This is a genomic window from Micromonospora sp. NPDC023644 (assembly GCF_040640115.1).
Taxonomy (GTDB): Bacteria; Actinomycetota; Actinomycetes; order Mycobacteriales; family Micromonosporaceae; genus Micromonospora.
In genome coordinates, this window is record NZ_JBFABA010000018.1 from 53403 (window position 1) to 72724 (window position 19322).

Sequence of the window (19322 nt, forward strand, 5' to 3'; positions counted from 1 at the left end):
GGCGGTGGGTGAATGGCCGTGCGGGAACGCCTCGACGCCACCCTGGCCGCGCACACCTGGGTCTGCGAGCACCTGCTCGACGTGCAGCAGCTGGTCACGGACGCCTTCCGGCAGCCCGACGGCCCGGCCGCCGCGCCCGCGCGGGAGGCCCGGGACCTGCTGCACCGCCTCGGCTGCCTGTCGCTGGCCCTCGACCGGCTGGTCGACGACCTCGACGGCGTCCAGGAGTCGACGGGCGCGGGCGAGGAGGCGCTGGCCCGGCTGCTGGCCGACCCGTGCCAGGTCCGGTTCACCGCGGCCACCGGCGAGCCGGTGCACGTGGAGGCGATGAGCGTCCAGGAGATCCTGGTCGCGGCCCGCGAGCACGTGGCCCGGATCCGCCGGATCGTGGAGACGTATGGCCGGGACCGGCTGGCGGTCCGGGCGCAGCGGCTGCGTTCCTCGGTCGAGCGGCTCCGGCGGCTCGCGGCGGAGGCCGCCGGCGAGGGGCTCGGCGACGGGACGGATCCGCTGGCGGCGCTCGCGGTCGACGGGCTGCTGGACCGGCTCGCCGCCGCCAAGGCGGCGGGCCGTGGGCAGTGGTGGCGGGGCGATGTCGGGCCGGAACGCGACGACGGGTCCCTGGGGGCCGCCGTGGACCGGGCGGTCGAGCGGACCGACACCGCGCGACGCCGGCTGCGCCGAACCTGCCACGCGGAGCTGACCGGGCGGCTGGAGGCGTACCGGCAGAAGGCCGCCGACGAGGGCCGGGCCGAGCACCAGGAGGTCGAGCGGGCCTACCGGGAGGCGCTGGCCGCGCTGCGCCCCGACGCCTTCGCCGTGACCGCCGCGAGCCGGGCGGTGCGGGCCTACCAACAGGCCGTGAACGGGGGTACGCGATGACGGCGAGCCGCGGCTGTGCGGAGCGCAACTGCCCCGGCGCCGTCGACCAGGACGGGTTCTGCCGGCTGTGGGGGCACGAGTGCGTCGGGGTCGGCGCGGGCGCCGGGCCGGACGCGGCTGCCGGACCGGCCCGGGCCGCGGACCCCGACCCGCGGCCGCTGCGGACGACGTCCCGGCCGTGGGAGCGACCGGCTGTGCTGCCGACCGCCCGGCCGCACGATCCCCTGACGGCGGTGGTGTCGCAGCCGGTCGTTCCCGAACACTCCCGCTACTGCGGCAACACGAGGTGCCACCGCCACCGCGGCCCCCGGCTGCCCCGGGTCGCCGGGTTCTGCCCGGACTGCGGCACCCGGTACTCCTTCACCCCGCCCCTGGCCGACGGCGACCTGCGCGCCGGGCGCTACCGGATCGAGGGCTGCCTGGGCAACGGCGGGGTCGGCTGGGTGTTCCTCGCCCGGGACGAGGACATGGACGGCGCCTGGCGGGTGCTGAAGGGGCAGCGCAACCCGGAGGACCGGGAGGCCATCGCGGCGTTCGTCGCCGAACGGCAGGCGCTGATCGCGCTGAACCACCCGCGGATCGTCACCATCACCCACGCCCTGCGGCCCGAGTCCGACCGGGACGCCGGCTACCTGGTGATGGAGTACGTCAACGGCGGCACCCTGGAGGAGGCCCGCAGCGCGGCCGGCCCGGGCGGCGGGTCCTGCGCCGTGGACGTGGCGCAGGCGCTGGGGTACGCCGTGCAGATCCTCGACGCCTTCGAGTACCTGCACGACCAGGGCTGGCTGTACTGCGACCTGAAGCCGGAGAACGTGATGCGGGTCGGCGGCCAGGGGACCAACGATCCCATCAAGCTGGTCGACTTCGGCGCGGCCCGCCGGATCGACAACACGGTGAGCCCGGCGTGGGGCACCGCGGGCTACACCGCGCCGGAGGTGGAGCGGCTCGGGCCCGCCGGTCCGAGCGTGCGGTCGGACCTCTACACCGTCGGCCGGACCCTCGCCGCGCTGACCCTGGTGCCCCGGTCCACCGAGGTGACCCGGATCCCGCCGGGGCAGGACGTGCTGCGGCTGCCCGTGCCCGCGCGGCTCGACCCGTTCCTGCGGCTGCTCGCCCGCGCCACCGCCGCCGAGCCGGAGGACCGGTTCGCCTCGGCGGTCGAGATGCGCGAACAGGTCCGAGGGGTACGACGGCAGGTCGGCTCGGCGACCGACGGCGTGCCCCGGCCGACCCGCTCCACCCTGTTCAGCCGGTCCGCGTGCGCCTTCGCCCTGCACACCGACCGCGACGCCCTCGACGTCGTGGAGATCATGCTCGGCCTGCCCGTGCCCCTGGTCGACGGCGCCGACCCGGCCGCCGGGTTCCTCGCCTCACTCGGCCCCGCCGACCCGGCCGAGCTCATCGAGCTGCTGCGGACCGCTCCGCAGCACACCGCGCAGGTGACCTACCGCGCCGTCCGGGCCCACCTCGCCGCCGGGCGGGTGGACGAGGCGGGCCCGCTGCTCGCCGACTTCCCCGAGGAGCTGCGGGACTGGTCGCTGTGGTGGCACCGCGCCCTGGTGGCCCTGGTGGCCCGGGACGCCGCCACCGCCCGACGCCACTTCGAACAGGTCTACGGCTGGCTGCCCGGCGAGGTCTCCGCGCGGCTGGCGTACGCGATGGCCTGCGAACTCGACGGCGACCCGCGGACGGCGGCCGACCACTACCGGGGGGTGCGGGACGCCGACCCGGGCGTGGTGGCCGCCGCGTTCGGGCTGGCCCGCTGCCTGCTGGCGACGGCCGACGCGCGCAGCGCGGCGGACGCCCTGCTGAGGGTGCCGGAGTCCTCCCGCGCCTCGACGGTGGCGGTGACCTGCGCGGTGCGGATCCTGCTCGACGCGCCGGACGACGGGCACCGGCTCGACGCGGCGCTCGAGGCCGCCGCGATCGTCGACAAGCTGCCCCCGTTCGGCGAACGCGAGGAGGTGGAGGCGCACATCCTGCGGATCGCGCTCGACTGCGACCTGGCCGAGGGGCGCCACGACGGCCGGCGGCTGTTCGGTCACCGGCTCGACGAGGACGCCCTGCGCCGCGCGTTCGAGCGCCGGTGCCGCTCCCGCGCCCGGCGCACCGCCGACCGGCGCGAGCGGATCGCGCTCGTCGAGCTGGCCAACGCGTACCGGCCGGTGACGTGGTGGTGATCCCGGCCGCCAACCCCGACGGAAAGAGGTCACCCGTGTCCCCCGCCAACGATCTGCCGCTGCGGCTGCGCGTGCACCACACCGAGTGCGTCTCCGCCGACGGGGCGGTCCTCGACGTGGTCGCCACCGTCCGGGGCGAGGAACCGGCCCACGCGGACGTCCGGCACGACGACCTCGCGGAGGTGATCCTGCTCGACTCGTCGGGCTCGATGGGGGCGCCCCAGGCCAAGATGCGCGCCGCCCGCCTGGCCACCGCCGCGGCCATCGACGCCCTGCCCGACGGGGTCGCGTTCGCGGTGGTGTCCGGCACCGCCCACGCCACCATGGTCTACCCGGGCGACCGGCGCCTGGCGGTCGCCGACGAGACCACCCGTGCCGCCGCCCGCAACGCCCTGCGGCACGTGACGCCGCACGGCGGTACGGCCATCGGCACCTGGCTGCTGCTGGCCCGCCACCTGCTGGCCACGCGGCCGGACGCGATCGGGCACGTCATCCTGCTCACCGACGGGCGCAACGAGTCCCAGCGCCCCGCCGACCTGCGGGCGGCGGTGGACGACTGCGTGGGCCGGTTCACCGTCGACTGCCGCGCCATCGGCTCCTCCGACGGCGTGCACGACTGGGACGCGGCGGAGCTGCTCGGCATCGCGGAGGCGTTGGGCGCCAACCCCGTCGTGCCGGTCGAGGACCTCACCGGGCTCGCCGACGAGTTCCGGACGGTGCTGACCCGCGCGATGTCCCGGCGGGTCCCCGACGTCCGGCTGCGGGTGCGCACCACCGGCCTGGCCCGGGTCCGCTTCGTCAAGCAGGTGCACCCGGCGCTCGCCGACCTGAGCGGGCGCGGCGAGCCGGCCGGCGAGCTGGCCACCGACTACCCGGTCGGCGCGTGGAGCCCGCACGACCAGCGGGACTACCACGTCGCCCTGGAGGTCGACGCGATGGCGCCCGGGGCGCGGCGGCGCATCGGCTGGCTGAGCGTGCACGCCGGCGCGGACGCCGCGCCGGTCGAGGCGCCGCTCACCGTGGAGTGGACCGAGGACGCCCTGCGGTACTCGGAGATCAACGAGAGCGTCGCGTACTACACCCGCCAGCAGGACTACGCGGCGGCGGTCCAGCGGGGGCTGGCGGCCGCCCGGGCGGGGCGGGTCGCCGAGGCGGAGGAGCACCTCGGGCACGCCGTGGCGCTCGCCCACGCCACGGGCCGCGACGACGACGTCGCCCTGCTCGCCCGCGTCGTGGACGTCCTGGACGCCGCCGGCGGCCGGGTCCGCCTCAAGCCCGACGTCGACGCGCGGCTCACGCAGTCCTCCCTGGTCGTGGCCCACTACACCTCCCGGTGGGGTCCGCAGGAGCCGCCGGCACAGCGGGCCGGGCCGACCGCGCCGTGGCGGCACTGCGGCGAGGAGCAGAGCGGCGCGTACTGCGAGGGATGCGGGGCCCACCACGCTGCGGCGGACCGGCCCGGCGCCGGCCGGCCCTGACGCCGATGGACCTGGAGATCGGCAACCAGGTCGCCGGCGTCGTCAGCGGCGCGCTGGCCCTCGCCACCGCGGTCGTCGCCGTCCGCCGCCACACCCGGGGCCGGCGCGGCTGGTGGACCTCGCTGCGCCCCGTCTGGCAGCGGGAGGCGGACGCCGGCATCGTCCACCCGCGCCGCTTCGGGGGCTACGTCAAGCCGCTGTCCGAGGTGTACGTGCCGCGCCGCGCGGTGCCGCGACTCGCCCCGTCCGGCGACGGCGTCGACGTGGCGGACCTGCTCACCGGCGCCGGCAACGTGCTGCTGATCGGGGAGCCGGGCAGCGGGAAGACGGCGCTCGTGCGCTACGAGAGCGCCCGGTCGGCACGGCGGTGGCTCGCCGGGCGCGGCCGGCGCCGGCGCTCCCCGGCCGGGCCGGTGCTGGTGAGCCTGCCGGCCGCCGCCCTGGTGCACCAGCCGCTGCCCGCCGCGCTCGCCGAGGCGTACCCGGGCGAGGGCGCCCCGCTCGACGTCGAGCAGGCCCCCGCCCCCGGCCGGCGGTGGCTGGTCTGCGTCGACGCGCTCGACGCCGTCGCCGACCCGGACGAGCGGGCCGTCGTCCTCAACCGCCTCGCGGAGCTGGCCCGCTCCCCCGGCCCGGCCGGCACGCCGAGGCCCTGGCGGGTCCTGGTGACCACGCGGCACCTGGCGGAGGACGAGCTGGCCGTGCTGGGCGACGGCTACCCGGCGTACCACCTGGCGCACTTCACCGACGCGGACGTGGCGCTGCTGGCAGCCCGCTGGTTCCCCGACGGCGCCACCGCCCGCCAGTTCCTGGACTGGACCCGCGCGCAGCGCATCACCGAGCCGGTGCACAATCCGCTCACCGCCACCGTCGCGGCGCTGGTCTGGGAGGGCGGGCAGGCGGATGCGGCCACGGGGCCCGGCCCGGCCGCCCTGCTCGACGAGTTCGTCCGCGCCCTGCTGCGCGGCGGCCGCGCCAGCCTCGACACCGCCTGCGAGGCGCTGCGGCGCCGCCCGCCCGACGGCGGGTCCGTCGCCGCCTGGCTCGACACCCGGCACACCGACCTCGTCGAGGTGGCGGCGACCGCCGCCGTCGCCGGCGGCGACCCGGTGGCGGCGGTCGTCGACTGGTCGGCGGCGCACGCCCCGGCTCCCCCGGCGGCGGTGCTGCCCGACTGGCCCGTCCACGTACGGCGGATCCTGCTCGCCACCGACCTCTTCCGGGCCGACCGGCACGCGCTGGCCTCGGTCTGGCCGAGCCTGGTGGAGTACCTGGCGGCGGGCCCGCTCGCCCGCGACTGGCGGCCGGACGAGTGGGTGACGCTGATGAACACCAGCTCGGCGCGGTTCGTCGCGTTGCAGGCGATCAGCCGGGCCGCCGTCGCGCCGGCCTTCCTGCGCGCCCGGCTGGCGGAGCCCGACGGGGCGATCGCCGCCGGTCACCTGCTCGCCGGCCGGGGCACGACCGGGGCCGGCACGCCGTCGTTCCGGGCGGACGTGCTGGCGGCGCTGCTCACCCACTGGTCCGGTGGCCCGGACGGCCCCGCCGGCCGGGACGCCGCGCGGGAGTGCTTCTCGCTGTTGACGACGCTGGCGGCGGACCGGGCCGACCGGGACCTGCTGCACCAGATCGCCACGGATCCGCAGCGGCCGGGAGACGTCCGCCGGGCGGCGGCGCTCTTCTTCGCCGTACGCACCCGCAACGCCCACCGGGCCCGGGCGGGGGGTTGAGCGCCGGGCCGGGCGACGGCGGTGCGTCAGGAACGGTGACGCCGGGGACCGGCAGGGGCCGGCGGCTCCTCGGCCGGTCCTGGGGGCGGCACCATGGCGAAGGGCCCGCGCTCGGTGAGCGCGGGCCCTTCCACGTGATCCGACGCAGCGGTGGGGGCTCGCCTACGCCGCCCGCTGCGGGCCGACGACGGCCCAGCACAGGCCGGCGGGATCGCGCAGCGTCACCTGACGCGACGGGTCCGCCGGCGTCTCGACGCGGGCACCGGCGGCCACCGCCCGCCGCAGCACCGACTCGGGGTCCGTCCGCTCGATGGTCAACACGTCGTCCCCGCCCTCGGCCGCCGACGACGCGCCCGCCTCGTACCACTCGCTCACGGTCAGGCGGTGGCCGCCGACGGCCAGTTCCGCGTGCAGGACGTGCCCGTCGAGCAGGCACTCCCGTTCGATCGCGACGGCGTCGAAGACGTCCGTGTAGAAGGCGATGGCCTCGTTCGTGTCGCTGACCGTCAGGTAGTGCCCCGGCCGGTGGTTCTGTGCCCTCATGAGACTGGTGCCGCCCTTCCCCTACTCGGCGATCCGGGTCCGACCGGTCCAGCGGAAGACCACCGGGAGGTCGACCGCCCCCGGGGTGGCGCCCCGTTCGAAGTGCTCGTACCCGCCGTAGTGCAGGACCTTGATCTTCTCCTCCGCCTGCGCCACCCGGCGGCTGCGCAGGTCGGCCGGCAGATCGACCGGGCCGCCCTCCAGGACGACGTCGATGACGCCGACCGCGTCCCGGGTGACCAGATCAGCTTGCGAAACGTCCTTCATGACACGACCTCCGTCGCATTCGCACACCTCGGACGAGCCGCCGCGATGCGGCGGACGCGTCCACACAGGCCTGACGACACCCGTTGCCGGGTGAACGGACGCCGCGCGGTCGAACGCCCTTGTCGGTGACCGGCCGCCCGTTCTGCTCCGAACGTAATTCAGATCACATCAGGCCGACACCCTTAGGGCACCCCTAGGAACGGCCCTGGCCAGCCACGACGCCCCCCGCCCCGACCACGTACGTGGGGAGGGTCACTCCCACCGGAAGAACCGGGTGGCCGCCACGGAGCCGACGACGGCCGTCACGGCCAGGGCGATCAGCTGCGGCAGCTCGGGGTTGGCGCCCGCCCACGCCGCACCGAGCGTGTCCACCGTGGCACCCAGCGGCGAGTACTCGGCGATGGCGGCCAGGGCGGCCGGCATCCGGTCGCGCGGCAACCAGGCGCCGGCCAGGAAGAGCAGCGGGAAGAACAGCGCCGGGCCGATCGACTGCGCCGCCCTGGCCGACGGCGCCAGCGCCGCGATCAGCAGGCCGACGGCGAAGAGGCACGCCACCCCGAGCAGGAAGGCCAGCACGAACCCGGGAACGTTGGCCGGCGCCGGCTGGTCCAGCAGGAACCGTACGGCGGTCGCGGTGACCACCGCGCCGAGGACGCCCATCACGAGGTTGACCACCACCTGGGCCACCAGCAGGAGGCCGGGCTGCACCGGGGTGGTCGCCAGGCGGCGCAGCACCCGACGTTCCCGGTAGATGCCGAGCGCCATCGGCAGGGTGAAGAGCGCGAGCATGCCGATGGTGAGGGCCAACGCGAGCGACGGCAGGAAGGTCTGCTCGGCGTGCTGCCCGGTGTCGGCTGCCGTACCGGCACGCTGCGGCAGCCCGAAGACGAGCATCAGGCCGATCGGCAGGGCGAAGACGAAGAACAACGACACCGGTTCCCGCAGGAACAGCTTCGTCTCGACGGCGATCAGCTTGGACAGGGCGCTCACGACGACCTCCCGGGGGTCGGGGACTGCGCGGCGGTCCGGCCCGAGCGGCCGGTGAGGGAGACGAACGCGTCGTCGAGGGTGGGTTGCTCGACCCGCAGGGCGTCGTAGCCGATCCCGCGCCCGTTGAGCACGGACATGACCGCCTGGAGCACGTCCTTCGTGCCGGTCACCGTCACCTCGTCGCGGTAGCGCGACACCCCCGTCACGTCGGGCGACGCGAGCAGCAGGGCGTCCTCGACGGGCTCGGCGGGACGGAAGTGCACCCGGTGCTCGCTGCCGACGCGGGTGAGCAGGCCGGCGGGGCTGTCGATGGCCACCACCCGCCCCTTGTCGATGATCGCGAGCCGGTCGCAGAGGCGTTGCGCCTCCTCCATGAAGTGGGTGACCAGCACGACGGTGACGCCCCGGTCGCGGATCCGCTCGACCAGGTCCCAGGTGTCCCGGCGGCCCTGCGGGTCCAGGCCGGTGGTCAGCTCGTCGAGAATGGCGACCTCCGGCCTGCCGACCAGCGCCAGGGCCACCGACAACCGCTGCTTCTGCCCGCCGGAGAGCTTCTGGAAGTAGGTGTTGCGCTGCTCGGCCAGGCCGAGGTCGGTCAGCAGCTCGTCGATGTCGGCGCGGTTGCGGTAGAAGGACCGGTACAGGTCCAGCGCCTCCCACACCCGCACCTTGTCCGGCAGCTGGCTCTCCTGGAGCTGGGCGCCGACGCGCTGCCGCACCTCGGTGCGGTCGCGGATCGGGTCGAGCCCGAGCACCCGGATCGTGCCGCCGTCGGCGCGGCGCAGCCCCTGCACGCACTCGACGGTGGTCGTCTTGCCGGCCCCGTTCGGGCCGAGCACGCCGAAGATCTCGCCCTGTTCCACCGTGAAGGAGACGTCGTCGACCGCGATCTTCTCGCCGTACCGTTTCTGCAGATGATCGACTTCGATGACCGGCATGGGGGGTGGTCCTCCTTCACGTGCGGGTTGCCGTCGAGAAGGGCGGGACCCCTCGGCTGATCGCGGCGTCGGCTTACGGGAACGGGCCGGTGCCGGCCGGAGCCAGGCCGACCGACGCCCGACATCATCCGGCCAACCGATGCGCCGATCAACTGTTCAGCTGACGAATCGGGGGTACCGAACCGGGAGTCGACCCGGGACAGGGGTGCCGGCCGGAAACGTGGCTCAGGGGCAGGGGTGCCGACCGGTCACCGCAGGTGTCCGTCGCCGCGGACCTGTCACCGCCGGGCCGGGACCTGTCACCGCCGGGCCGGGACCTGTCACCGCCGGGCCGGGCAGAGCGGCAGCAGTTCGTCGAGCCGGCGCAGGACGACGTCCGGGCCGGCGGCGCGCAGGGTCTCCTCGTCGGACTCGCCCCACAGCGCGGCCACCGCCACCACCCCGGCCGCCCGCGCGCTGGCCAGGTCGCTGGGCGCGTCGCCGACCATCAGCGCCTCCCGGGGCCCGGCCCCGAGCAGGCGCAGCGCACGCCGCACGATGTCGGGGGCGGGCTTCGGCCGGGGAACCTCGTCCGAGCCCACCACGTGGTCGACGAGCGGCAGCAGGTCGAGCCGGCCGAGCAGGTCCCGGGCGCGGACCCCACTGCGGCCGGTGGCGACGGCCAGCCCGATCCCCCGCCGGCGTAGCGTGCCGAGCAGCTCCGGCGCCCCGTCGACCGGGGTGACCCGGTGCGCGAGGCGGTTGCTCTCCCGGACGAACGGCCCGGCCAGCGCCGCCGGCAGGCCCATCAGCTCCAGCACCTCCGGCAGGTACCGGCCCGGGTGGCGGCAGTACTCCTCCACCGGGGCCGGGCCGCCGCCGACCACCTCGGCGTACGCGAGGGCGAACGCCTCCCTGGCCACGGCGAGGCTGTCGACCAGCACCCCGTCGAGGTCGAGCACCACCGCGGAGACACCGTCGGGTGCCGCCGTCCACGCCGTCGCGTCCGCGTCCACAGAGGCCACCTTCCGCCCGTCCGACCCGGCCCACGCCCGCCGGTAGGGGTGGCAGGCCCCGGGGACCCCCGACTACGGTCAGGACCGTCGTCCCGGGCCCGCCGGCGCGGCGCACCGCGCCCACCTGCCGGGATCCACCGGCGCCCGACCGACCATACCGGCGGCCCGGGTGCCCGTCGCCCGGTGCCGGCGCGCCCGGCCGGGTCGGCCCGGGTCCGAGCCGCTGGAGAGGGGTCGCACCATGCCGCTGCTGAGCTGGCTCTCGCAGGGCGCCGACGAGCGTCCGGACGCGATCCGGGTCGACGACCGGGCGGTGTCCTGGGTGGAGCTGCGTCGCCTGGCCGCGGCGGTGGCCGACGAGCTGCACGGGGTCGACCGGGTGGCGATCGAGGCCACCGCGACCCTGGAGACGGTGGTCGGAGTGGTCGGCGCGCTGACCGCCGGCGCGGCGGTCGTGCCGGTCCCGCCGGACGCCGGGCCGATGGAGCGCGAGCACATCCTGCGCGACTCGGGGGCGACGGCGCTGCTGGCCCCGGCCGGCGCGGGCCGGACCACCGACGGCGCGGGCCGGACCGTCGTGCCCGTCGACCTGACGCGGCGGTCGGACACCGTCCACCCCGAGCCCGACCCGGCCCGTACCGCGGTGATCCTCTACACCAGCGGCACCACCGGCGCCCCGAAGGGCGCCGTGATCTCCCGCCGGGCGGTCGCCGCCTGCCTGGACGGGCTGGCCGACGCCTGGGCGTGGACGCCGGACGACCAGCTGGTGCACGGCCTGCCGCTGTTCCACGTGCACGGGCTGGTGCTCGGCGTGCTCGGGCCGCTGCGGCTGGGCAGCCGGCTGCACCACGTCGGCCGGCCGCGCCCCGAGCGGTACGCGGCCGCCAAGGGCTCGATGTACTTCGGCGTGCCGACCGTGTGGTCCCGGATCGCCGCCGACCCGGACGCGGCACGGGCGCTGCGTCCGGCGCGGCTGCTCGTCTCGGGCAGCGCGGCGCTGCCGGCGGCGGTCTTCGCGGACCTCGCCGCCCTCACCGGGCACCGGGCCGTCGAGCGGTACGGGATGACCGAGACCCTGATCACGGTGAGCGCCCGGGCGGACGGCCCGCGGCGGCCGGGCACCGTCGGGCTGCCACTGCCCGGGGTGCGCACGCGGCTGGTCGACGAGAACGGCGCGGCACTCCCCGCCGACGGGGCGGCGATGGGCGAGCTCCAGGTCGACGGTCCCACCCTGTTCGACGGGTACCTGAACCGTCCGGACGCCGACGCGGCGAGCCGCACCCCGGACGGCTGGTTCCGCACCGGGGACGTCGCCACCGTCGACCCGGACGGCTGGCACCGCATCGTCGGCCGGGCCTCCACCGACCTGATCAAGAGCGGCGGCTACCGGATCGGCGCCGGCGAGGTGGAGGACGCCCTGCTGGCGCACCCGGGGGTGCGCGAGGCCGCCGTGGTGGGGACCCCGCACCCCGACCTCGGCCAGCAGGTCACCGCGTACGTGGTGGGCGACGGCGTGGACGGGGCCGAACTGATCGACTTCGTGGCCCGGCACCTGTCGGCGCACAAGCGGCCACGCGAGGTACGCCTGGTCGACGCGCTGCCCCGCAACGCCCTCGGCAAGGTGCAGAAGACCAGGCTGACCGCGGACTAGGGCTGGACGGCCGGGATGCTGATCGCGGTGGCCACCAGTCCCCGGTCGACCAGGAACCTGCCGGCGAAGGCCGTCACCGTCGCCCCGCCGAGGACCGGGCCGGGCACCAGCAGCCGGGCCTGGAAGGTGCCGGCCGGATCGATCGCGATGTCGGCCTCGGAGAAGTCCAGCCACCGGCCGGTGAGCGGGAACCACGCCTTGTACACCGACTCCTTCGCGCTGAACAGCAGGCGGTCCCAGCAGACGGTGGGGTGGGCCGCGCCCAGCGTGGCGGTGCGCGTGCGCTCCGCCGGCAGCGCGATCGCGTCGAGCACCCCGTCGGGCAGCGGCGCGTGCGGCTCGGCGTCCACGCCGAGGGTGGCGAACGCCGTCGTACGGCCGAGGACCGCCGCCCGGTAACCCTCGCAGTGCGTCATGCTGCCGACCACCCCGGCGGGCCAGACCGGGGCGCCCCGCACGCCGGAGACGATCGGCGCCGGGGCGAGGCCCAGCTCGCCGAGGGCCAGGCGGGCACAGTGCCGCACGGTGGTGAACTCCCGGCGCCGCTTCTCCACCGACCGGGCCACGAGCGCCTCTTCCTCGGGGAACAGGGTCAGGCCGGTGGGGTCGGTGAAGGACTCGGCCACCGCCACGGCGGAGGGCAGGATCTGCTCGATCACGTTCGCCGATGCTAGGCGCTGCGGCGACCCTCGCCGCCCCGGGGCCGCCGGTACCCTGCACCATAGGGGTCGGGTACGGGTGCCGGGCCACGCGGGCGGCTGCCAGTCTGGGGCGGGCCCCGATCCCACGGGCGGGGCACGCGGATCTTGGGTCGGATGGATGCGGGAAGCGGATGCTCACTGGCAAGGTGGTGCGGTTCGACGAGGTGCGGGGCTACGGGTTCATCGCCCCGGACGACGGCAGCGACGACGTGTTCGTGCACGCGAACATGCTGGACGGTGACAAGTGGGCGTTGGCGCCCGGTGTCCCGGTGGAGTACGACGCGGTGCAGACCGACCGCGGCCCCAAGGCCGTGCTGGTGCGGGTGGTCGGCGCTGCCGCCGGAGCGGAACGGAACGGGGCGTCCGGCCCCGTCGCGCCGGCCCGGGCGGGCACGACGGTCACCGGCGGGCGCAGCCGGGACGGCGGGCAGGCCACGGGCGGCGCGGAGGACGACGAGGGCCTCTGCGACGTGCTCTCCGAGCGGGCCTTCTGCGCGGAGACCACCGAGGCGCTGGTGACCTCCGTGTCGGACCTGACGGGGGCGCAGATCGTGGCGGTTCGCGCCCGGATGCTGGACCTGGCCCGGCGGCACGGCTGGGTGGAGGGCTGACCGCGCGGCGCGGGAGTCGGTGGACCGGCCGCCCCGGCCGGTTCAGCCGGCGGCGACCAGCAGGGACTTCCTGATCCGGCCGAGCGCGCTGCGCGGCAGCTCGTCGACGAAGTGCACCCGCCGGGGACGTTGACCGGCCGAGAGGTACCGGCCCACGTGGTCGATGAGCACCTGCGCGGTCAACCCCTCGGCGACGACGTACGCGGTGACCTGCTCGCCGAGCGCGTGGTGCGGCGTGCCGACGACGGCGGCGTCCCGGACGCCGGGGTGACTCAGCAGCGCCTCCTCGATCTGCCCGGCGTGCATCCGCCGTCCCCGACTGTGCAGCACGTCGAGTCCGCGCCGCCCGATGATCCGGTACGAGCCGTCCTCGGCGACGGTGGCCAGGTCGCCGGTGGCGTGCCAACGACCGGCGGCGACGCTTCGCCCGCCCTCGACGTAGCCGCTGAACAGCGTCGGCCCGCAGATGCTCAACTCGCCGACCGATTCGCCGTCGGCCGGCACCGGGCGGGCCTCGCGGTCCAGCACCCGGGTCTCCACGCCGGGCAGGGGGGTGCCGACGGCACCGGCGACCGTGCGGTCGTCGGCCCGCCCGGTCAGCGCGACGAGCGTCTCGGTGGTGGCGTACGCCTGCACCGGTGCGTGCGAGGTGAGCAGCCGGAGCCGTTCGGCCACGGCGCGGGCCAGTGGGGCGTCCGCGGAGACCAGCATCCGCGCCGCGGACAGCGACCGGGCCCACCGGGCGTTCAGCGCGATCCTGGACCACTGTTCGGGCACCGCCAGGTACATGGTGCCGATCGGCCCGGCGGCGGCGTTCCGGTCGAGGTGGACGAAGCGGCTGCCGACCCGCAACGCGCCGAGCAGGCCGACGACCAGGCCGTACGCCCGGAACAGCGGCGCGCCCTGGACCACGACGTCCTCCTCGCTCCACCGCCACGCGTCGGCGAGCAGGTCGAGGTCGGCGGCGATGGCGCGACGCGAGATGCGCACCCCGCGCGGCGGCCCGCCCGCGCCGCCCGTGTAGAGGATGACCGCGTCGGCGCCGGGCGCCGGCTCGGGGTGCGGCGTCGAGGAGCGCTGGCGCAGGTCGACCGGGACCGTGGGCAGCCGGTGGGTACCGGAGGGGTTCCGGCCGAGCAGCACCGTCGCCCCGGACTGCCGCAGGATCCGGCCGCGTTCGCACTCGTCGGCGTCGGGGGGCAGCGGCACGAGCGGGACACCCGCGTGGACGGCGCCGAGCATTCCGACCACCGTCTCCAGGGTCGGCGTGCCGTCGACCGCTACCGCGCCCGCCCCCCTGATCCGGTCGGCGACCGCGGTGACGCAGCCGAGCAGGGCCTCGCTGGAGAGCGTGCCGCCGGCCACCCTGACCGCATCGGCCCGGTCCGCGCCAAATCCCCGCAGCGCCGGCAGCAGTGTCATCTGTGCTATCCCCTGCGCAGGGCGTCGACGAGTCGCGGCGGCAGCTGGGACATCACGACGGCCACGGAACCCTTCAGGTCATGGGCCCGCATGGCCCAATATCCGGCTATCCCGACGTTGGAAACGGGTGCCCCGAAATTAGGCCCGGCTATCGGCCCGGCACAACCCCTAGCTGCCCGACCCGGGTCCCCTGCCGGCGCTGACAGGCCAGGTAGGACAGGATTTCGGCCCTCCTCCGGCGACAGCAGGCCCGACCGCCCTTCCCGTGGCCGACACACAGGATGGACAACGGCTCCTCGGGCCTGACGGACATTGGAGGTGGCTTTTGCGGTCGAATTATCGATCAGCCCGGATAAACCGGCCGGACATTGGCATGGGCCACCCTTTTCCAGCATCGCGTTCCGCCATTCATACAGCGGTGCCGACGTCCACCGACAGACCCTGGGCGCATAATTCTTTTTTAACAACATAATCGTTTAATTTCCCAAAGGTCCGAATCGGTCGCGGGCCGGACGACGGTGCCGAGTCCCGATCCCCGCCTGGCCCCGACGGCCCGCGGTCGCACTTCGGCCACGCGATGTCTCACCAAGCAACAATCGGGAATCCTTCTAATTGCTTCCCCACCCACCGGGGGTCGGGCCGACCCCCGGAACCCGGGCCGGCGGGCCGGCCGCGCCGTCCACCCTGGGCGCGGGGTCCCGTCGCCGAGCCGCTGCGGCGCGCGGCCACCGGGCCGCAGCCGGCCATGCTGACACTGAGTTGAGCAGCGCTTACCCGAATGGCCTCCGTACTTCGCCCCACCTCCGGCGGGACGCCAGCAGGACCGGCGACAGGGGGCGGTCCCGGCACCGGCGGACGGCGGACCGGAGCCCCGCCGGGGGGCGGAGGCGCAGACGCGAACCGGACCCCTAGCACGCAAGATCGCGCCCGCCAATCGCCGAGCGGGCCGAAAAGGGCGGGACCAATGGGCCACAAAGGCGCCCTGTCACGTTACGAGATCACGCGACGACTTTCCGCTGTCAAACGCGCATCGAAGGCCCGGCCGGACCGGCGGCGACATAGACCCGATGTTTGCCCATCCTTTACAAACCTCGGCTTGCCGCCCAATTGCCGGACTGCCATACTCCCACCATCACAGTGGTCGATAGGGGGAGACCGACCCGGAGGGGTGGGGAATTATCGCCGACGCTGGCAGGGGGCGACCAGGAGTCGCCAGCCGATCATGTCGGTCGATGTTTCGCCGGCTTCGCTCGATGGTCGTCTATATTTGCTAATAATGGAATGGGTCAAGAATTGCCGGTCTCCGATTTCGTCGAGCTCCAGGGCCGTGCAGGGCGGACGGCTCGTCGGGTGACCGCGCACCACACCCTCCCTCAGGGGCCACGCCGATGGAGCTGATCGAACGGTCGTGCCAGCTCAGCCTGCTGGAGAGCCGGCTGACGGACCTGTGGCGAAACGACGCCTCCACGACCGACCGGACCGTGACCGTGCTGACCGGTCCGGTCGGCTCCGGCAAGACCACGCTGTTGCAGGCCTTCGCCCGGCGGGCCTGCGGCTCCGGAGCGCGTGTCCTCGGCGCGAGTGCCTCCCGCGCCGAACGCACCGTCCCGCTCGAGGTCGTCCGGCAACTCGTCCGGGCGGCGCCGTTGAGTGGCGCCGGCAGTCCGGACACCCTGGCCCGCCTCGAGCGGCTACTGGACGCGGGCGCCCTCACCTGGACCGACGCCGACGACACGGACCGCGAGGAGACGGCCCTGGCCACCGCCGCGATCGGTGGCGCGCTGCTGGAGATGACCACGCAGGGGCCGCTGGTCATCGCGGTCGACGACGTCCACCACGCCGACGTGCCGTCGCTGCGGTGCCTCGACTACGTGGCCCGACGGATCTCCGCCCTGCCCGTGCTGATCGTCCTGACGGAGGCGCCGCGCACCCGGCCGTGGCGTCCCGACGTGCACGCCGAACTGCTACAACCGGCGAGGCTGCAGCGCATCCGGCTGTCACCGCTCACCGCCGAGGGGACGTTCCAGCTGCTCGCCCAGCGACTCGGTGTTCCGGTCGCCCGGACCATCGCCGAGGAGAGCCACCGGATCAGCGGTGGCAACCCGCTGCTGGTGCAGGCGCTCGCCGAGGACCAGGCCGCCGCGCCCCGGCCCGCCGACCGCCCGGTGGCCGGGGAGTCCTTCCGGGAGGCGGTGCTGAGCTGCCTGTACCGCTGCGACCACCTGGTGCTCAATGCCGCCCGGGTGCTGGCCGTGACCGGCGAGCCGCTGCACGGCAACCTGCTGCCCCAGCTCGTCGACGTACGGTCCCGGGCCGCGCTGGGCGCGATCGACGACTCGACCAGCGCGGGGTTGATCACCGCGCAGGGGCTACGCCATCCGGCGGTGTGCCAGGCCGTGATCGACGGAACGACCGCCGAGGAACGCGCACGGCTGCACCTGGAGGCGGCCTGCCTGCTGCACGAGGACGGAGCGGCCCCGGCCCGGATCGCGCCCCATCTGGTCGGGATCGACGAGCTCGCCGAGTCCTGGATGGCGCAGACCCTGCTGGACGCCGGGGAGCAGGCGTTGCTCGACGGCGAGGTGGAGACCGCGCTGCGCTACCTGCGCCGCGCGCACCGGGGTTGTGCCGGCGAGTGCCTGCGGGCGCGGATCCGTTCCGCGCTGGTCCGCGCCGAGTGGCGCCTCGACCCGCAGGCCGCGATCCCCCACCTGGTCGGTGTCGTCACCGCCATCCGCGCCGGGCACCTCGGCAGCCAGCAGGCCGCCGGTCCCATCCAGTACCTGCTCTGGCACGGTGAGATCGACAAGGCCGTCGAGCTCGTCAGCCACCTGAGCGAACGGGCGGACAGCGCCGATCCGAGGTCCGCTGCCGAACTGCTCGTCACCACGAGCTGGATGTCGACCCTCTACCCCGGGGTGATGGTCGACCGCCCCGCGCCCACCGTGGCCGCCCGGGACCCGCTCACGCTGGCGAAGGTCAAGCGCGGGATCGCGGGAGCCACCCTGCTGTCCGCCGTGCTCGACCGCGGCGACGCCAGCGCGGTCGAGCAGGCCGAGCGGGCGCTGTCGACCACCGGGCTGGACGGCGAACCGAACATGTGGACCGCCGTCTGCGCGCTCATCGCCATGATCTACGCCGACCGGCTGGACCTGGCCGGCGACTGGTGCGACCGGCTGGGCCGCGACCCCGCGACCCCGCGCTACCCGACTCCGTCGGCGATGCTCACGGCCCTCCGGGCGACCGTCGCCGGACGGCTCGGCGACCTGCCCCGAGCCGAGAAGCTGGCGGACGAGGCGCTGGGTCAGCTCTCGCCGAAGGGCTGGGGGGTGGTGATCGGGATACCGCTCGCCGTCCGGATCCGGGCCCTCACCTTCATGGACCAGCTCGACGCGGCGGCGACCTGCATCCAGATGCCGGTGCCCCCGGCGATGTTCGAGACCCCGATCGGGCTGCACTACCTCCAGGCCCGTGGGATGCACGCCCTCGCGGCGGGCAGCCCGGAGGCCGCACTGGCCGACTTCCAGCTCTGCGGACAGCTGATGAGCCGCTGGCGGCTGGACTTCTCGGGCCTCGTCCCGTGGCGGACCGAGTCGGCGCGGGCGTTGCTCCGGATGGGCCGCCGCCAGCAGGCCGGCAGGCTGGTCCGCGACGAGCTGGCCCGGCTGCGCCCCGTCCACGTCCGGCACCGGGCCGCCGCCCTGCGGGTCCTGGCCGCCACGGAGGAGGGGCCGGACCGGATCCCGCACCTGCGCAGCGCCGTCCGGCTGCTGCGGCAGTGCGGCGACCGGATGGAGCTGGCGCACAACCTGGCCGACCTCGGGCACGCCTACCAGCAGGTCGGCGACCGGCGGCAGGCCCGCGTCGCGTCGCGGTCGGCCCGGCTGCTCGCCGAGGAGTGCGGCATCCCGATGCTGCGGCCCGGCGCCCCCACCGCCAGGAACGGTGCCGCCGAGGGCCGCCCCGACACGACGGCCGTGGTCCACGGGCTGACCGACGCGGAGTGCAGTGTGGCGACCCTCGCCGCCCAGGGGCACACCAACCGCGAGATCGCCGAGAAGCTCTTCCTGACCGTCAGTGCGATCGAGCAGCGGTTGACCCGGATCTACCGCAAGCTCGACGTCAACTCACGCAGCGAACTGGCCGCCCGGCTACGCCTGAACCGACCCGGCGCGACGGTCCTGGACCCAGCGCCGCGAGGCCCCGGCGACCCGGGCCGCTGGCCTCCCGGGCCCCGGCTGCGCTGACCGCCGCAGGCCGCCAACCCGGCCTACCGCCCACCCGGGCTCCGGCCGGCGCCGGCAGTCGCGACCGTTCCGACCGTCCCGGCGTCCCCCCTCGACCCGCGCCACCGTCGATCGTTCGCCGGCCGGTGAACCCAGTTCCCGCCGACCGTCGCCGGCCGTTCACCGTGGCCTCCGCCTCCGCCTCCGCCTCCGCCTCCGCCGAGCGTCGCCGGCCGTCCAAGCGGACCTCGCCTCCGCCGATCGTCGCGGCCGTCCACGCGGACCTCGCCTCCGCCTGCGCCGATCGTCGCGGTCCGTCCACTGCGGACCTACCCCTCGTCCGCCGTTCGTCGTCGGCCTATCCGCCGCACGGCCCCCGCGATGCCCGGCCGGTCGCCGCCACCGCCCGTCGCCGGGAGTCCGCTCGCGGCCACTTTCCGTGCCGGCGGGCATGCGCCGCGACGCCTGATGTGACACCATCGAGCCACACACCCGACACCAGCCACACATCGTGTCGTCACCTCCCCCGCCAGGCCGGGTCGGATACCCCTCACCGCGATTCGCGCAACCCCTAAATGCGGTTCAGAGCCGCAGGTTTGTGCGCGAAACGATGGGGTCTCGCGCCCGTTGTCGCACACCCGCGCCGGTGCCAGACTCGCCTCAACACGCGGACCGTACGGCCACAACCCCGGTCCGGCGGAAGATTTC

The 19322-nt window shown here is 75.3% G+C and carries 14 protein-coding genes; 7 read left to right on the forward strand and 7 right to left on the reverse strand.

The genetic code is table 11. The features are described 5' to 3' along the window. Nucleotides 1-12 precede the first annotated feature (12 nt). From AB0G08_RS16200 to AB0G08_RS16215, 4 genes are read left to right on the forward strand one after another with little or no spacing between them, the layout of a single operon-like run. Nucleotides 13-882: a hypothetical protein gene (locus tag AB0G08_RS16200; protein ID WP_358087976.1), complete on the forward strand. Its 870-nt coding sequence runs from the start codon at nt 13-15 to the stop codon at nt 880-882. After that, nucleotides 879-3062 carry a tetratricopeptide repeat protein gene (locus AB0G08_RS16205; RefSeq protein ID WP_358087979.1) on the forward strand — a complete coding sequence of 728 codons (2184 nt, stop codon included), beginning with the start codon at nt 879-881 and terminating at the stop codon, nt 3060-3062. The genes AB0G08_RS16200 and AB0G08_RS16205 overlap by 4 nt, the downstream gene beginning before the upstream one ends. 35 nt (nt 3063-3097) lie before the next feature. Next, nucleotides 3098-4540 (forward strand): VWA domain-containing protein, encoded by a 1443-nt coding sequence (locus AB0G08_RS16210; RefSeq protein ID WP_358087982.1) that lies wholly within the window; start codon nt 3098-3100, stop codon nt 4538-4540. Between the two features lie 5 nt (nt 4541-4545). Continuing rightward, nucleotides 4546-6270: a hypothetical protein gene (locus AB0G08_RS16215; RefSeq protein WP_358087985.1), complete on the forward strand. Its 1725-nt coding sequence runs from the start codon at nt 4546-4548 to the stop codon at nt 6268-6270. A gap of 162 nt (nt 6271-6432) precedes the next feature. Here the strand turns inward: AB0G08_RS16215 and AB0G08_RS16220 are convergent, their stop codons facing one another. From AB0G08_RS16220 to AB0G08_RS16240, 5 genes are all read right to left on the reverse strand, one after another. Further along, complete coding sequence (locus tag AB0G08_RS16220) at nt 6433-6813, reverse strand: VOC family protein (protein ID WP_358087988.1); 381 nt, start codon at nt 6811-6813, stop codon at nt 6433-6435. Between the two features lie 21 nt (nt 6814-6834). After that, entirely contained in the window at nt 6835-7080 is a 246-nt protein-coding gene (locus tag AB0G08_RS16225; RefSeq protein WP_357873360.1) for a DUF5988 family protein, read from the reverse strand. Between the two features lie 252 nt (nt 7081-7332). After that, entirely contained in the window at nt 7333-8070 is a 738-nt protein-coding gene (locus tag AB0G08_RS16230) for an ABC transporter permease (protein ID WP_357873362.1), read from the reverse strand. After that, the gene (locus AB0G08_RS16235) at nt 8067-9008 is read right to left on the reverse strand and encodes an ABC transporter ATP-binding protein (protein ID WP_358087991.1); all 942 of its coding nucleotides are present in this window, start codon (nt 9006-9008) and stop codon (nt 8067-8069) included. Before AB0G08_RS16235 ends, AB0G08_RS16230 begins: the two co-directional genes overlap by 4 nt. A gap of 320 nt (nt 9009-9328) precedes the next feature. Further along, a complete protein-coding gene (locus AB0G08_RS16240; protein WP_358087994.1) occupies nt 9329-10012 on the reverse strand; it encodes an HAD-IA family hydrolase in 684 nt (227 codons plus the stop codon). 232 nt (nt 10013-10244) lie between these two features. Here AB0G08_RS16240 and AB0G08_RS16245 point away from each other — a divergent pair, with 232 nt between their 5' ends. Then, nucleotides 10245-11654, forward strand: a complete 1410-nt coding sequence (locus AB0G08_RS16245; RefSeq protein ID WP_358087996.1) for an acyl-CoA synthetase — start codon at nt 10245-10247, stop codon at nt 11652-11654. Here the strand turns inward: AB0G08_RS16245 and AB0G08_RS16250 are convergent. Beyond that, the gene (locus AB0G08_RS16250) at nt 11651-12313 is read right to left on the reverse strand and encodes a 4'-phosphopantetheinyl transferase superfamily protein (protein WP_358087998.1); all 663 of its coding nucleotides are present in this window, start codon (nt 12311-12313) and stop codon (nt 11651-11653) included. The two genes, AB0G08_RS16245 and AB0G08_RS16250, sit on opposite strands and share 4 nt — an antisense overlap. Before the next feature lie 173 nt (nt 12314-12486). Here AB0G08_RS16250 and AB0G08_RS16255 point away from each other — a divergent pair, with 173 nt between their 5' ends. Then, nucleotides 12487-12966, forward strand: coding sequence for a cold shock domain-containing protein (locus AB0G08_RS16255; protein WP_358088001.1), 480 nt, complete (start codon nt 12487-12489; stop codon nt 12964-12966). Between the two features lie 42 nt (nt 12967-13008). On the opposite strand, the gene AB0G08_RS16260 is transcribed toward AB0G08_RS16255, so the two are convergent. Beyond that, on the reverse strand, nt 13009-14388 hold the full coding sequence (locus tag AB0G08_RS16260) for an AMP-binding protein (protein ID WP_358088004.1): 1380 nt from the start codon (nt 14386-14388) through the stop codon (nt 13009-13011). Between the two features lie 1388 nt (nt 14389-15776). Between AB0G08_RS16260 and AB0G08_RS16265 the strand changes: the two genes are divergently transcribed. Further along, nucleotides 15777-18635: an AAA family ATPase gene (locus tag AB0G08_RS16265; protein ID WP_358088006.1), complete on the forward strand. Its 2859-nt coding sequence runs from the start codon at nt 15777-15779 to the stop codon at nt 18633-18635. Nucleotides 18636-19322 lie beyond the last annotated feature (687 nt).